Below are 16,080 nucleotides of genomic sequence, written 5' to 3' on the forward strand. Positions count from 1 at the left end.
TATGACAAATCAGATAATCGTATGTTTTATTCAGTTTCTGTTGGTAGGGCTGATAGTATGGATAGCTTGGACTATCTTTTCTTATGCTAAAAAATACCGAATTGATCTTCGGGAACGTTTTTGGACAGGTTTTGGTATCGGCTTTATCACTGATTTACTAGATACTTTGGGAATCGGGACTTTTGCGACCACTACAACCCTCTTTAAGGTGACCAAGCTAGTGGAAGATGATAGAAAGATTCCTGCGACTATGACAACAGCCCATATCATTCCCGTTTTAGTGGAAGCCTTACTTTTTGTCACCATTGTCCAGGTTGATTTGCAGACCTTGGTAGCCATGGCGACGGCAGCCTTTTTGGGGGCTTTTGTTGGAGCAAGAGTGACCCAGCATTGGGACACTCAAAAAGTTCAGCGGATTTTAGGGATTTTGCTAGTCATTGCAGCTTTTTTTATGGTTTATCGTATGGTGACCAATCCTGGAGCTGATTTGACCGATGATGTGCATGGCTTATCAGGCTGGAAATTATTGGTTGGAGTTATTTTTGACTTTATCATTGGTATGTTGATGAGTATGGGCTTGGGCAATTATGCTCCTGAGTTGATTTTCTTTTCACTCATGGGAATCAGTCCAGCTATTGCCTTGCCTGTTATGATGGTAAACGCGGCTATGATTATGACGGCAGGAGCCAAGCAATTCATCAAGTCAGGTCGAGTTCATTGGCCGGGTGTTCTTGGGATTATTGTTGGAGGCGTCTTTGGCGTGTTATTAGCGGCTAAGTTTTTGAGTAGCTTAGATGTCAATAATCTGAAAATGCTCGTGGTCTTTATTGCATCTTATACAGGCTTGTCCTTGTTGAGTTCATCATTTGTATCACCTATAAAGGAGAAAAAATGAAGCTAGTCATTCAAAATAACATCAATCTTGACGGTGAAGTGGAAGTGGTGGAGGAAATTCGTGATGTTGAAGTCGTTGAAAAAGGCGATGTTCTCTATCTGACTTATCAAAACGAAGAAAAGGAAAGTGTCGTTTTGAAAATTAGTGACAAGGATTGCACTATGACACGCTTTTCTGAGCCTACGTCTGTCATGCGGTTTAGTGATAAGGGAATAACAACGACTCGGATTGCAACACCAGTCGGCATTCAAATTCTTAATGTAGTGACAGACACCTATCAAAAAGAGGGGGAGCAAGTGGTTATTCGCTATGCGCTTCAAATTCCTCAGACTGGGCAAGATTTAGCCCGCTATCATTTGAAGATAAAATGGGGGAGTTTCTAGAAAAAATCCTTGCAAATAGGTTCAACATTTGCTATAATGTTCAACATATCAAGGGAGTAGCTGACGGAAGTATCCGTTACAAGGTCGTCAATCCGAAAGAAATTTCCGGCCTTGTATGAAATAGCGAGACTTGTTTGAATAAAACAAGTCTCTTTTTGTGTTTTCAAAAAGGGACAAGAAGGAGAAGAACATGTCAACAGAACAAAAGCGTCGTGCTTTTTACACCCAAGATGCAGATCATGTTTTGCGTGAGCTAGATGCGAACGAGCAAGGTTTGTCCAGCAGCGAAGCGAAGAAACGTCTTGAAGTTTATGGTCGCAATGAACTAGAAGAGGGAGAAAAACGCTCGCTTTTAACTAAATTCTTAGACCAGTTTAAGGATATGATGATTATCATTTTGCTGATTGCGGCGATTTTATCCGTCGTGACATCTGGCTGTGAGGATATTGCAGATGCTATTATCATTTTGGCTGTGGTTATCATCAATGCTATTTTTGGTGTTTATCAAGAAGGCAAGGCTGAAGAAGCTATTGAAGCACTCAAGTCCATGTCTAGTCCAGCTGCGCGTGTCTTGCGGGATGGTCATATGACAGAGATTGAGTCAAAAGACTTGGTACCAGGAGACATCGTCAGTCTGGAGGCAGGAGATGTTGTGCCAGCAGATATGCGTCTGCTTGAAGCCAACTCCTTGAAGATTGAAGAAGCAGCTTTGACTGGAGAATCTGTTCCTGTTGAAAAAGATGTCCGCGTGCTAGTAGCAGAAGATGCAGGAATCGGTGACCGTGTCAATATGGCTTTCCAAAATTCTAATGTGACCTATGGTCGTGGACTTGGTGTAGTAGTTAATACGGGGATGTTTACTGAGGTCGGTCATATCGCAGGCATGCTTCAGGAAGCGGATGAAACGGACACACCACTTAAGCAAAATTTGAACAACTTGTCTAAAGTTTTGACTTATGTGATTTTGGTTATTGCAGCTATTACTTTTGCTGTTGCGGTCTTTGTCCGTGGGGAGCATCCACTGAAAGGGTTGTTGACCTCGGTTGCTCTTGCGGTAGCAGCAATTCCAGAGGGCTTACCAGCGATTGTAACCATTGTCTTGTCGCTCGGAACACAGGTGCTTGCCAAACGAAATTCGATTGTTCGTAAATTGCCAGCGGTAGAAACACTTGGATCCACTGAGATTATCGCATCTGATAAGACTGGTACCTTGACGATGAACAAGATGACGGTGGAAAAACTTTATTACAACGATTGCTTGGTTGATGCCAAGGAAGTAGTGATTGAAGCTGGTCTTGATTTGCCCCTTCTCGGAGCAGTCGTTCTTGCTAACGATACTAAGATTGATGCGGACGGTAAGTTGATTGGGGACCCGACAGAAACAGCCTTTGTCCAATACGCACTTGATAAGGAATATGATGTCAAAGACTTCTTAGCCCAATACCCTCGTGTGGCAGAGTTACCATTTGATTCAGACCGGAAGCTCATGTCAACAGTTCATCCATTGCCAGATGGAAAATTTTTTGTGGCAGTCAAGGGTGCGCCAGACCAACTCTTACATCGCTCAAGCATGGTGGATACAGCCGGAACAGTTCGCCCAATGACGGAGGAAGTGGCAACAGCTATTAAGGCCAACAACTCTGAAATGGCTCATCAAGCCCTCCGTGTCCTTGCAGGTGCTTATAAGATTATTGACAGTATTCCAGAAGAAATCACAACCGAAACGCTTGAAAGTGATTTGACTTTCGCTGGTTTGATTGGGATGATTGACCCTGAACGTGCAGAAGCTGCAGAAGCTGTGTGTGTTGCAAAAGAAGCAGGTATCCGTCCAATCATGATTACAGGTGATCACCAAGACACAGCAGAAGCCATTGCAAAACGTCTTGGCATTATTGAGGCTAATGATACAGAGGGCCACGTCTTGACAGGTGCTGAGTTAAACAACTTGTCCGATGAAGAATTTGAAAAGGTTGTCGGTCAGTACTCGGTCTATGCGCGCGTGTCGCCTGAACATAAGGTGCGTATCGTTAAAGCATGGCAAAACCAAGGAAAGGTTGTTGCTATGACAGGAGACGGTGTAAATGATGCGCCAGCTCTTAAAACAGCGGACATTGGTATCGGTATGGGGATTACAGGTACAGAGGTTTCAAAAGGTGCGTCTGATATGGTTCTTGCTGATGATAACTTTGCAACTATTATCGTAGCCGTTGAAGAAGGACGGAAAGTCTTCTCCAATATCCAAAAAACCATTCAATATCTCCTTTCAGCGAATACTGCAGAAGTTTTGACCATTTTCCTTGCCACCCTTTTGGGGTGGGATGTTCTTCAACCCGTTCATCTTTTATGGATCAATTTGGTGACAGACACTTTCCCAGCTATTGCTCTTGGTGTTGAGCCAGCTGAACCTGGTGTTATGAGCCATAAACCTCGTGGACGTAAGTCAAGTTTCTTCTCAGGCGGTGTGATGAGTTCGATCATTTATCAAGGATTGCTACAAGGTGCCTTGGTACTTGGAGTGTATGGCTATGCGATTGCTAATCCAGTCCATATGGCTGATAAGGCGATTCATGCTGATGCGCTTACTATGGCTTTTGCAACGCTCGGCTTGATTCAGCTCTTCCATGCTTATAACGTCAAGTCTGTTTACCAGTCTATTTTGACAGTTGGTCCATTTAAGTCTAAAACCTTTAACTGGTCCATTCTTGTCTCCTTTATTCTCTTGGCAGCAACGATTGTGATTGAGCCATTAGAAGCGATTTTCCATGTGACTCATCTGGATCTTAGCCAATGGGCTGTTGTCCTTATCGGAAGCTTCTCCATGATTATTATTGTAGAAATAATCAAATTCATTCAACGAAAATTAGGGATGGATAAAAACGCAATCTAACTTGAGTCTCAGATTAAGATGTACTAGCTGCCGAAAGGCAGCTATTTTCGCATTTGTATTTATAGATTATTCCTGTTATTCAGGCTGGTTTGTATGAGAACGAATTTTTAATAGAAGAGGGAATATTTGTGGACAAGAGGTGCTAGAAAATGGTAGAATAATGGGAATACAATAGAAAGACGAAAGTCGTTTTTCAATAAGTTAGGAGAACATATGAACTACGCTCAAAGTTTTTTAATGGCCAATATGAATGCTTTTCCACCCGAAACCCTGCCTACTATCAAAGAGGAATTGGAACGGTTGGACGAGGAATCTATCACGATGCTACTGATGACCGACATCAAAAGTCCGGTTACGGCTTTGCTATTTGCCATTTTTCTTGGAGAATTCGGAGTGGATCGTTTTTACACCGGCAATAAGGAGTTAGGGATTGCCAAGCTTGCCTTGACGATTATTGGTTATGTAACCCTGTTTATTATGGTTGGTTTTTTCCTTTTACTTGGTGCCTACATCTGGAAAGTGATTGATTGTTTCTTGATTATGAAAGCTTGTAAGCAGGCGAATTTTGAGCGCTTTATGTGGCAAATCAATCAAGTAAAAATGATCCGGCAGTCGTGAACTAAATCGGCTTCAACTCCGTTGGAGACAGTGGTTGAAAATGCGGAAGTGCAGAAATGCCCGCTGTAAACGAAGAGGAAATGTCCGAATAAGAGCTTGAAATTCAAGACGATGTCAGGATAGCCCCACCGAGTTTCTTTAGCATGTAACTTGCATTTTTTGAACCTTACTATTTCTTGTTTTCTAAAAAGCAAGAACACCGCATCTCATTTTTTATAGCAATATCCCTTAAGTAAACTGCTAGATGATGAAAATGGTGCTTTACAAATAGACAAATTATACTATTCATAGAGAACAAACTATTTTTGGAAGAGGAGATTCTATGTCAACATTTTCTGATTCTTACATTGCGGCCAATGCTAGCAATTTCCCAGCAGAAGCTATTCCTATCTTACGTCAACGTCTGGAGGCTTTGGATGAGTCTCAGAGTTCGTATATCCTTGCGACAGAGTTAAAAAATCCAACGACTGCCTTGATTTTTTCAATTTTACTAGGTTTTTTAGGTGCAGATCGGTTTTATATCGGTCAAATTGGACTGGGCGTGGCAAAATTAGTCTTGTCATGGCTGACATTTGGAATCTGGCAGTTGGTTGACTGGTTCTTAATCATGGGAGCAACCAAACGTGCCAACCTTGAGAAAATTAACATGGCTTTAATAGCGGCGGAAACAGCCGTTAAGTCAACATAAAGACAGCAGGAGGAACAAGCGTTTCTCCTTTTTGGTGTGTTCATCGTATACTGGCCATAACCCCTGTAAATAATCTGTAACACGCGAGGAAATTTGTCATCAAGGCGTAACGTATTCGAGGAAATTTTTTGTTATAATGGTAAAATGCTTGTAAGGGAGGGAATAGGATGCAATCTCGTAAAATGACGATTTTTTTATTTGGAATTTATTTCTCATTTCTGACATGGATTATCCTGTTTAAGTTGGATGTGTTCTCCACCCTCCAGATGGCTTATTATAACTCAATGGGACGCAGCATCAATTTGATTCCCTTTGCAGGGACAGCTGTTTATAATGGAATAATGGATTATAAAGAAATCGGTCTAAATGTTCTTTGTTTCATTCCTTTTGGGATTTATATGGAGGTGCTCGATAAAAAGGCGACCTGGGTTAAGAATTTAGCCTTGATGTTAGCAGTTAGTGTTGCCTATGAAGCGGTGCAATATATCTTTGGAATCGGTGTTGCAGACATTACCGATGTCCTGGCTAATGGCTTGGGTGGTGCAATCGGTATCAATATCATGTATATTCTGACCAGTATCTGGTATGAAAAAGCCTACGAGCGGGTTAATAAAATAGCCCTCCTATTGACAATTATCGTAGCGGGTCTACTTTTACTCATTTAGATATTGCAAACTTTCCTATTTTTGTTACAATAAAAGAAATGAACTTAAAAGAACAAATCATCGCATTGTCAAAGGAAATTGGGATTTCAAAGATTGGCTTTACGACAGCAGCTGATTTTGCTTACTTGGAGAAATCTCTACGAGCCGCAGTTGAAGAAGGACGAACATCCGGCTTTGAACATAAAAATATTGAGGAACGCATCAGGCCAAAGTTGAGTCTTGCTTCTGCTAAGACGATTATCTCCATTGCGATTGCCTATCCGCGGAGACTACCACAAAAACCTCAGAAAAGCCAGTATAAACGAGGGAAGATGACACCCAACTCGTGGGGGCTTGATTATCATTACATCTTGCAGGATAAGCTAGAACGCTTAGCGCGTGGTATTGAAGAGATGACAGCTGATTTTGAGTACAAGGGCATGGTTGATACAGGTGCCTTGGTCGATACAGCAGTCGCAAGGCGGGCGGGTATCGGCTTTATCGGAAAAAATGGACTTGTCATCTCAAAAGAATTTGGCTCCTATATGTTTCTAGGCGAATTGATTACAAATTTAGAGATAGAGCCTGATCAGCCAGTCGACTATGATTGTGGTGATTGTAACCGTTGTATCACGGCTTGTCCGACCTCTTGCTTGCTTGGAGACGGAACCATGAATGCGAGGCGTTGTCTATCGTTTCAGACTCAGGATAAGGGGATGATGGATCTTGAGTTTCGTAAGAAAATAAAGACGGTCATTTATGGGTGTGATATCTGCCAGATTTGCTGTCCTTATAATAAAGGAGTTGATAGCCCGCCGGTTGTGGACATTGACCCAGATTTGGCGGAGCCTGAGCTGATTCCATTTTTAGATCTTTCAAATGGGCAATTCAAGGAGAAATTTGGCATGATCGCAGGAAGTTGGCGTGGGAAAAATATTCTTCAAAGAAATGCCATTATCGCCCTTGCCAATGCCAATGATCGCTCTAGCATTCCCAAACTTTTGGAAATCATTGATAAGAAGCAAAATCCCATTCATATGGCAACAGCTATCTGGGCGCTTAGTCAGCTCGTGAAAGAGCCCAATGAGGAATTGATTGTTTTCATCGAAAATATACAGAGTGATCATCCAGATGTAATAGTAGAGCGTGATGCCTTTCTATCATTCGCCAAAAAGCTACAACTATGATATAATAAAAAGAATACAGAAAATGAGGTACCTATGGATATAGCAGAAATTCGTCAAAAAATAGAAGAGCTAGAAACCAAATTGAACTCGTTCAGGGGGTCTCTTTGACTTAGAGGGTTTGGAAGAAGAAATCGCCATCTTAGAAAATAAGATGACTGAACCAGACTTTTGGAATGACAATTTGGCTGCTCAAAAAACATCGCAGGAGCTAAATGAATTAAAGGCAACCTATCAGAACTTTCATCAGATGCTGGAGTTGTTAGATGAAACAGAAATTCTCATGGAATTTCTAGCAGAAGATGATTCCGTCAAAGATGAGCTGGAAGAAAAGTTACTAGAGTTGGACAAACTGATGACCAGCTACGAGTTGACCCTTCTTTTATCAGAGCCTTACGATAGCAACAATGCCATTTTGGAAATTCACCCAGGATCGGGTGGAACAGAGGCACAAGACTGGGGTGAGATGCTCTTACGCATGTATACGCGATTTGGAAATGCTAAAGGATTTAAGGTGGAAACACTAGACTATCAAGCTGGAGATGAGGCAGGGATTAAGTCTGTTACTTTGAGTTTTACAGGTCCGAATGCCTACGGCTTATTCAAGTCGGAAATGGGAGTGCATCGTTTGGTGCGCATTTCACCATTTGATTCAGCAAAACGTCGCCATACCTCCTTTACGTCAGTTGAAGTCATGCCAGAATTGGATGATACAATTGAGATTGATATCCGCGATGATGAAATCAAAATGGATACTTTCCGCAGTGGTGGTGCTGGTGGACAGAACGTCAATAAGGTGTCAACAGGGGTTCGTTTGACCCACATTCCAACAGGAATTGTCACCCAATCGACCGTTGACCGGACCCAGTATGGGAATAGGGAGCGGGCTATGAAATTGTTGCAAGCAAAACTCTACCAGTTGGAGCAAGAGAAAAAAGCAGCTGAGGTCGATTCGCTCAAAGGAGATAAAAAAGAAATTACTTGGGGCAGTCAGATTCGTTCCTACGTCTTTACCCCTTATACCATGGTCAAGGATCACCGTACAGGCTACGAAGTCGCTCAGGTGGACAAGGTCATGGATGGGGATATTGAAGGATTTATCGATGCCTATCTCAAATGGCGTATTAGCTAAAATAAAAAGAAAGGACTGTCATAGACAGAATACCTTATGGGAATTATTGAAATGAAAGACGTTTCCAAAAAATATGGAAACGGAACAACAGCATTAAGAGGTGTGTCCGTAAATGTCGAACCAGGGGAATTTGCCTATATTGTAGGACCTTCTGGTGCTGGGAAATCAACCTTTATCAAGCTCTTGTATCGTGAAGAAAAGTTGGACAAAGGTTCGCTCAAGCTTGGAGCCTTTGATCTTGAAAAAATCAAGAAAAAAGATGTTCCAATGTTGCGCCGTAGTGTCGGGGTTGTCTTCCAAGATTATAAATTGCTTCCGAAGAAGACTGTTTTTGAAAACATTGCCTACGCGATGGAAGTGATTGGTGAAAAACCGCGTCATATCAAAAAGCGTGTCATGGAAGTCTTGGATTTGGTTGGCTTGAAGCATAAGATTCGCTCCTTTCCCAATGAACTCTCAGGTGGTGAGCAACAGCGGATTGCTATTGCTCGTGCTATTGTTAATAATCCAAAAGTCTTGATTGCTGATGAGCCAACAGGAAATTTAGATCCTGAAAATTCATGGGAAATTATGAGTCTTTTAGAGCGGATTAACCTCCAAGGAACCACGATTTTAATGGCAACCCATAATAGTCAAATCGTAAATACACTTCGCCATCGTGTTATCGCAATCGAAGACGGTCGAGTGGTGCGTGATGAAGTAGAAGGAGAATATGGATACGATGATTAGACGATTTCTTAGACATTTTATTGAGTCTTTAAAGAGCCTTAAACGAAATGGCTGGATGACGATTGCAGCCATCTCATCCGTGACGATTACCTTGACTTTGGTTGGTATTTTCGCTTCTGTGATTTTAAATGCAACCAAGCTGACAGCTGACTTGACCAATAATGTTCGAATCAATGTCTACTTGCGTGCGAATTCGACAGATAATGCGCCAATGATTGTCAATGATCAAGGGCAGACGGTTGAAAATCCTGACTATCAGTCCATCTATAAACAGATTCTTGCTTTGGAGAATGTTAAAAGTGTTGATTATTCCAGTAAAGAAGAGCAGTTGGAACATTTGACAGCCACCTTAGGCGAGACCTGGAACCTTTTTAAAGGAGATGCAAACCCACTTTATGATGCTTACATCATTGAAACAACAGAACCTCAATATGTCAAGACTGTTGGAAAAGAGATTGCTAAAATCGATGGTGTGACAGAAGTTCGGGATGGTGAAGTTGAAACAGAGCGAATTTTCAAGCTGAATAACCTTGTCAAAACATGGGGATTTGCAGCAACAGGACTCTTGCTCTTTACAGCGGTTTTCTTGATTTCTAATACCATTCGGATTACGATTATCTCGCGTAGTCGTGAAATTCAAATCATGCGTTTAGTAGGGGCGAAAAACAGCTATATCCGCGGACCATTCTTGCTTGAAGGAGCTTGGGTCGGTTTGCTAGGTGCGATTGTACCGTCTGCATTGGTCTACTTTGCTTATCAGATGCTCTATACATCTGTCAATGCTTCCCTATCATCACAAAATCTTTCCTTGATTCGGATGAACGTCTTTGTCCCGGCTATGATTGCTAGTCTATTTGTAGTAGGAATTGTGATTGGTGCCTTGGGGTCTGTGATTTCAATGAGACGATTTTTAAGGATTTAAGCTATATATATAAAAGAGGCTGGGACTTATGTCCCAGCTTTCTCACTTTATGAACCGAATGACGTTGATGCAGGTTAATAGCTATCATGCCGTTGACGGTTGGAAATGAACTGCTGCACCTTTTTGTTTTAAGGGAACAGGCTCAAAAGCTCCACTGGAGTTTTTTACTCATATTTGTTCGTGTTTCCCACTCCACATCTGACCTCTATGACTGATGCGAACGAATTTGCTTCAGTTCCAACTTCCAACAGTCACTACTCTGACTGTTGGAGCTATGTGGGGGTGTGCTGAAACGGTCTGGGAATAGACCTTTTCAGCCCGAACCTAGCATGCAGGAAATAAGGTAAAAACCGAACGCTTTCTTATGTGGTTTGAGTTCTTTCCCCACTCCCTTTTTATTGTCCCCAAGCATGTTATAAAGTTGGTGTAAAAGCACCCCCCCTTTTTGCTGATAATCCAACTCTTTTTTTAATATAGTCATTTCGTTTATATTTTTATTGCTTCGTTCACTCGTCTTGCTGTACTCCAGTACTACCTGCGACTCCTTGCCTAGTACTAAAAATAAACGAAATGGCTATAAAAAGATAAAGGAGGTAAGAGTTATAAAAAATTGCAAAATAAATGTCTGTTCGTTACTAGCTAAAAAATGGATTAAAGGCTTTTTCGTGGGAAATGGTAGTAGAGGCTCCGTGTCCAGGATAGACCTGATAATGACTAGGTAGGGTGAAGAGCTGGGTCTGGATACTTGTTAGCAGATGTTCAAAATTACTAGTCGGTAGATCCGTACGGCCAATGGCTTCTCTGAATAGGGCATCTCCTGTAATGACCAGTTCTTGCTCTTTGAAGATGAAAGAAACGCCACCGATTGAATGCCCTGGTGTTTCTACCACGGAAAAAATAAAGCCATCTATATGGTACTCTTTATCGTACTGGAAGATTTGCTCCGCAGGTCGACAGACGATATTGTCCATATCATCATGGCGGGCTAGACCAGAGAGATTCATTTCAGGTGTGTAAAGCCAGCTTGCTTCACTGGCAGCCACGTAGACAGGTGGCGCACCAAAATGATCCCGTACCAAGTCTAAACTCATAATGTGATCGTAGTGCGTGTGGGTCAAGAGAATAGCAGCTATTGGCTTTCCGAGCCTTTCAATCATTTGCCGAATAGCTTCCCAGTCACTTCCAGGATCTACTACGATGATGTGTGACGTATTTTCTAAATAGTAGGTATTTTCATGGGCAACAGGGTTCACAGTTTTGTGCAGTTTCATCAAATGTCTCCTTGAGTAGTTATAGTCTTTTAGTTTACTTTTAGTACTAGGCAAGGAGCTGCAGGGTGTACTAGAGTACGGCAAAGCGAGTTAAGGAAGTAATAAAAGATAAACGAAATGACTATGATGTCTTTCTAGTCTAGCAAAAAATGAGATATTTGTCTGTTTTTTCTTATCAGAAAGGACTAAAAAATGATACTTTTAGAGCCTGGAGCATGAGTGGGGCTGTCGATTTAGGAGGTGTTTTTTGAAAGAATGTAGATTGTATTGAAAAAGCAAACAATGAGTAGTTTAAAAAGCAGTCTGGAATGGAAGTATTGTGCTATGAATGCAGATTTTAGGGGAAATATGGTATAATTTTACTGTTATGACAGAGAAAAAACAAGCAAATCGGTATGCTGTTGTGGACCTGGAAGCGACTAACAGTAGTAGTTATGCTAAGATCATCCAGATTGGGATAGTCATTGTGGAAGCAGGGCAGATTGTCGAAACCTATGCAACAGACATCAATCCCTATGAAAAATTGGACTACCATATCCGCGAATTGACAGGGATTACCGACCAGCAACTAGCAATAGCACCTGATTTTAGTCAGGTAGCAAAAGTGATTTATGATTTATTAGAGGGCACGATTTTTGTGGCTCACAATGTCTCTTTTGATGCCAATTTACTGGCTGAGGCTCTCTTTTTTGAAGGCTATGACTTGTACACGCCACGGGTTGATACGGTAGAGTTGGCACAGTTATTTTTTCCAACCTTGGATAAGTACAGTTTGAGCAATCTCTCCAAGGAGTTGGAACTTGACTTGGAGCAGGCCCATACTGCCATTTCAGATGCGACTGCAACTGCAAGGCTACTGTTGAAAATTCAAGACAAAATCCAGCGATTGCCTAAGCAGACCGTTGGGCATATTCTCGAATTTGCAGATCATTTGCTTTACGAATCCCGCATAGTTATTGATGAGATATATCCTACTCTATCAGACTATTTGCCCGAAGACCTAGTTTCAGTCAATGGGATTTGTTTAAAGAGACCAGCTGTAGAAAAAAATGCTGATCATCTATCGGATGATTTTGCGACCAACCTAGCTTTCTTAGGACTTGATGAGCGTCCACAACAGCAGGCATTTGCCCACATGATAGAAGAGCGTTTGCAGGAGGAGGATGTACGTGTGCACTTTATTCAGGCACAAGCAGGAATCGGCAAGACCTATGGTTATTTGCTTCCAGCGCTCGTTCATAGCAGTCAGCCTGTTCTTGTAGTGGTTCCAACTAAGATTTTACAACAGCAGATTATGGAAAATGAAGGTAGGAGGTTATCAGAAGTCTTTCATCTATCCCTAGCTTCAATTAAGTCTCCGCGCCACTATCTCAAGTTGGATACCTTTTGGCGAACCCTGGAGCGGAAAGATGATAATAGGCTCGTGAACCGCTACAAAATGCACCTTTTGGTCTGGCTTTGTGAAACCGCAACAGGGGATATGGATGAACTCAAGCAGAAGCAGCGTTATCAAGGATATTTTGATGAATTACAACATGATGCTCATGTGTCTGAGCACTCCCTGTTTGGAGAGTGGGATTTTTGGAGGCGGACACAGGAAACTGCTCGGCTAAGTCACATCACTCTGACCAACCATGCCTACTTTTTGGAGCATATAGAAAAAGATGTCTGGATGCAGAATCGTCTCCTAATCATTGATGAAGCACAAAAATTGGTTCTCTCAGCAGAAGAATATGCCAGTCAAGAATTATCGATTTCAGATTGTTTGGCCTTGCTGCAAAGTAAGCTAGATAAGTCTACGCATCTCCTTGAGAGGCGATTACTAGAGGCCTGTATCTTTGAATTGACACATCTATTGGAACAATTTCGAGCGACCGGCAGGCGGGAATTGATAACAGAAGACTTTCAAGCCCTCAGGCAAAATCTGGAAGAGTTGGGGGATAGCGAGCTTGAAGATTGGCTCTATCTCCTCAGTCAGAAGCGAGATTTTTGGCTGGAGGAACGCTATATTGATGAGAAGCGCTTAAGTTTCTTAAGGACCAGTCAGGAAGAGATGTTGGATGTAGCAAGTCTTTTGCCAAATCCTAAAATATGCTGTATCAGTGCTACCCTTGAGGTTAGTAAAAAGGTGAATGTAGCAGATTTGCTGGGCTTTGAGGAGGTGACCTTTGATAGACTTCCTAGTCAGCAGTTGGGTCATCAAATGGTTATAATCCCCAGTCAGTTACCTCATTTACTAACCTTAAAAAAGGAAGAGCATGCAGTATTTATTGGCCAGCAGATTCAGGACTTACTCGTTCTTGATAGACCAATTCTGGTCTTACTAACTTCGATTAATGTGCTTTTGGAACTGTCACAAATCTTGGAGAAAGCTGGGATTCCTCACTTAGCCCAGCATCGTCATGGTCTTGAGATGTCGCTTAAACGCCGATTTGATAAAGGAGAAGTACCGATTTTATTAGGGACAGGAGCTTTTTGGGAGGGAGTAGATTTTGCTAGTCAGACCCAAATGATTCAGTTGATTCCTCGACTGCCATTTGAAAATCCTAATGACCGTTTTGTCCATAAGGTAAATCGACGTCTGAAAGCAGAGAAGAAAAATCCCTTTTACGACTATCATCTACCAATGATGATGTTGAAATTAAAGCAAGCTATCGGACGGAGTAGTCGCTCAATGAACCAAAAGTCCTGTGTTCTTTTACTAGATAATCGGTTGAACGATATGCAGTATGGCCAGCAGATTAAGCATTTTTTAGAGACAGAATATCAGCTAGGGCAAGTTAAGTCAACGTGTGTGATAGAGGAAATAGAGCAATTTTTCAAAGAAAACTAAAGCTAGTCCTTGATTTCTTTTAGGAAAATATGACCTCATAGTCTTGAACATGGGATTGGCTACGTTGAACTGTAAATGCTAGGAAGATAGTGTTAAAAATGGGAGTGGGAAAGAACTCAAAAGATATAAGAAAGCGTTTGGTTTTTACCTTATTTCCTGCATGCTAGCCTCGGGCTGAAACGGTCTATCCCCAGACCGCTTCACTCCCCCCCCCGCATAGCTCCAACAGTCAGAGTAGTGACTGTGTTGGAGGTTGGAACTGAAGCCAACGAGTTCGCAGCAGTTCTAGAGGTCAGATGTGGAGTGTGAAACACGAACAAATATGAGTATAGTCGTTTCATTTATCTTTTATTACTTTGTTCACTCACTTTGCCGTATTCTAGTTATACCTGCAGCTTGTTTCCTAGTATAGTCATTTCGTTTATATTTTTATTACTTCGTTACCTCGTCTTGCTGTACTCCAGTACTACCTGCGACTCCTTGCCTAGTACTAAAAATAAACGAAACGGCTATACTAAAAGCAAACTAAAAGCAAACTAAAAGACTATCAAAAGCTCCGGTGGAGCTTTTTAGCTTGTTCCCTTAAAGCAAAAAGGAGCAGCAGTTCGTTTCCAACATTCAAGGGCATGATAGCTATTAAACTGCGTCAACGTCATTCGGTTCATAAAGTGAGAAAGCTAGGACTTTTTGCCTAGCCTCATTTTCTTCATGTGTTTGTCCTGAACAGAGGGCAAAATCAATGGTCAAAATATAAGAAATATGCTATACTTTTCCTTATCTAGTTAGGAAATGGGAAGATTTGATGAAAGATAAGCTAATTGTATTTAAGGTAGGTACAAGCTCTCTTACGCAGGAAAATGGTAGTTTGGATAGGATTAAGATTGCTCGCATTACCCAACAACTGGCTCAACTTCATCAGCAGGGCTACCAGTTGGTGTTGGTGACCTCAGGTTCTATCGCAGCAGGTTTTCGTCGTTTGGGCTTTGATAAACGGCCGACTAAGATTGCTGAAAAGCAGGCTAGTGCGGCGGTTGGCCAGGGATTATTGATTGAGGAATATACGCAGAATTTGATGAAAGCTGGGATTGTGTCAGCCCAGATTCTTCTAACTCAAGAGGATTTTGCAGATGCTAGGCGTTATCAGAATGCTTCTCAAGCCTTGCAGGTCTTATTGCATCAACATGCCATTCCCATTATCAACGAAAACGACACCATTGCCATTGAAGAAATCAAGGTTGGAGATAATGATACCTTATCTGCTCAAGTTGCATCGCTCTTGAAAGCTGATTTGTTGGTATTATTGACAGATGTGGATGGTCTTTATACTGCTAATCCCAATACAGACTCTACTGCAGAACATCTGGCAGAAATTGCTGAGATGAGTGAAGACCTATTTACCATGGCAGCAGGAGCAGGTTCATCCAATGGAACGGGCGGCATGACTACTAAATTACAGGCAGCCCAGATTGCTACTAAATCAGGGGTTCCAGTCTTTATTTGTTCTTCAAAAGAGGATACGGCTCTCCTACAAGCAGTTACCCAGAGTAATAAAGGGACTCTTTTTCTAGCAGATAGACAGGCTATGAATCAGCGTAAGCAATGGATGGCTTTTTACGCTAGGACAGAGGCCTCTGTGGAGATTGATAAAGGAGCAGCTGAAGCCATGCTCAGCCATGGACGGAGCTTGTTGGTTGCAGGCATTAGGGAGTTGGAGGGGACTTTCCAAGCAGGAGATATTGTATCGGTCTATAGTCAGGAAGAACACCGTATTATTGGAAAAGGTCGGGTCAAGCTTTCTTCAGAGGAATTGGGGCAGAAATTAGCCACCGAAAAAGCAGAAGGAATCTTTATCCATCGAAATGATTGGGTCAGCTTATAGAAAGGACGATAGAAG

Annotated in this window: 14 protein-coding genes; 12 read left to right on the top strand and 2 right to left on the bottom strand. The window is 41.9% G+C overall.

The features are described from left to right. The first annotated feature begins 1 nt into the window (after position 1). From E4T79_RS07025 to ftsX, 10 genes are all read left to right on the top strand, one after another. Positions 2–895: a sulfite exporter TauE/SafE family protein gene (locus tag E4T79_RS07025; RefSeq protein WP_135028965.1), complete on the top strand. Its 894-nt coding sequence runs from the start codon at positions 2–4 to the stop codon at positions 893–895. Next, entirely contained in the window at positions 892–1,278 is a 387-nt protein-coding gene (locus E4T79_RS07030; RefSeq protein WP_135028967.1) for a DUF1934 domain-containing protein, read from the top strand. Before E4T79_RS07025 ends, E4T79_RS07030 begins: the two co-directional genes overlap by 4 nt. A gap of 190 nt (positions 1,279–1,468) precedes the next feature. Continuing rightward, positions 1,469–4,165 carry a cation-translocating P-type ATPase gene (locus E4T79_RS07035; protein WP_135028969.1) on the top strand — a complete coding sequence of 899 codons (2,697 nt, stop codon included), beginning with the start codon at positions 1,469–1,471 and terminating at the stop codon, positions 4,163–4,165. Between the two features lie 213 nt (positions 4,166–4,378). Then, positions 4,379–4,783, top strand: coding sequence for a TM2 domain-containing protein (locus E4T79_RS07040; RefSeq protein WP_135028971.1), 405 nt, complete (start codon positions 4,379–4,381; stop codon positions 4,781–4,783). A 322-nt stretch (positions 4,784–5,105) separates the two neighbouring features. Further along, complete coding sequence (locus tag E4T79_RS07045; protein ID WP_135028973.1) at positions 5,106–5,471, top strand: TM2 domain-containing protein; 366 nt, start codon at positions 5,106–5,108, stop codon at positions 5,469–5,471. Positions 5,472–5,638: 167 nt separating this feature from the next. After that, positions 5,639–6,136 (top strand): VanZ family protein, encoded by a 498-nt coding sequence (locus tag E4T79_RS07050; protein WP_135028975.1) that lies wholly within the window; start codon positions 5,639–5,641, stop codon positions 6,134–6,136. Between the two features lie 38 nt (positions 6,137–6,174). Further along, positions 6,175–7,302 (top strand): tRNA epoxyqueuosine(34) reductase QueG, encoded by a 1,128-nt coding sequence (gene queG / locus E4T79_RS07055; RefSeq protein ID WP_135028977.1) that lies wholly within the window; start codon positions 6,175–6,177, stop codon positions 7,300–7,302. Positions 7,303–7,335: 33 nt separating this feature from the next. Continuing rightward, a protein-coding gene (gene prfB, locus E4T79_RS07060; RefSeq protein ID WP_135028979.1) for a peptide chain release factor 2 occupies positions 7,336–8,431 on the top strand; the annotation gives its coding sequence in 2 pieces (ribosomal slippage) (positions 7,336–7,407 and positions 7,409–8,431; 1,095 coding nt in all). 36 nt (positions 8,432–8,467) lie between these two features. Beyond that, entirely contained in the window at positions 8,468–9,160 is a 693-nt protein-coding gene (gene ftsE, locus E4T79_RS07065) for a cell division ATP-binding protein FtsE (RefSeq protein ID WP_135028981.1), read from the top strand. Next, complete coding sequence (ftsX, locus tag E4T79_RS07070; RefSeq protein WP_167752647.1) at positions 9,153–10,082, top strand: permease-like cell division protein FtsX; 930 nt, start codon at positions 9,153–9,155, stop codon at positions 10,080–10,082. Before ftsE ends, ftsX begins: the two co-directional genes overlap by 8 nt. 313 nt (positions 10,083–10,395) lie before the next feature. Here ftsX and E4T79_RS11065 read toward each other — a convergent pair whose 3' ends face one another. Together E4T79_RS11065 and E4T79_RS07075 are read right to left on the bottom strand one after the other, a co-directional pair. Continuing rightward, complete coding sequence (locus E4T79_RS11065) at positions 10,396–10,563, bottom strand: hypothetical protein (protein ID WP_167752648.1); 168 nt, start codon at positions 10,561–10,563, stop codon at positions 10,396–10,398. A gap of 154 nt (positions 10,564–10,717) precedes the next feature. Beyond that, a complete protein-coding gene (locus tag E4T79_RS07075; protein WP_135028985.1) occupies positions 10,718–11,353 on the bottom strand; it encodes an MBL fold metallo-hydrolase in 636 nt (211 codons plus the stop codon). Between the two features lie 367 nt (positions 11,354–11,720). Here E4T79_RS07075 and E4T79_RS07080 point away from each other — a divergent pair, with 367 nt between their 5' ends. Continuing rightward, positions 11,721–14,186, top strand: coding sequence for a bifunctional DnaQ family exonuclease/ATP-dependent helicase (locus tag E4T79_RS07080; protein WP_135029019.1), 2,466 nt, complete (start codon positions 11,721–11,723; stop codon positions 14,184–14,186). An 802-nt stretch (positions 14,187–14,988) separates the two neighbouring features. Beyond that, positions 14,989–16,065 (top strand): glutamate 5-kinase, encoded by a 1,077-nt coding sequence (proB, locus tag E4T79_RS07085; RefSeq protein WP_135028987.1) that lies wholly within the window; start codon positions 14,989–14,991, stop codon positions 16,063–16,065. The last annotated feature ends 15 nt before the right edge of the window (positions 16,066–16,080 follow it).

This window comes from Streptococcus sp. LYSM12, assembly GCF_004569635.1.
Taxonomy (GTDB): Bacteria; Bacillota; Bacilli; order Lactobacillales; family Streptococcaceae; genus Streptococcus.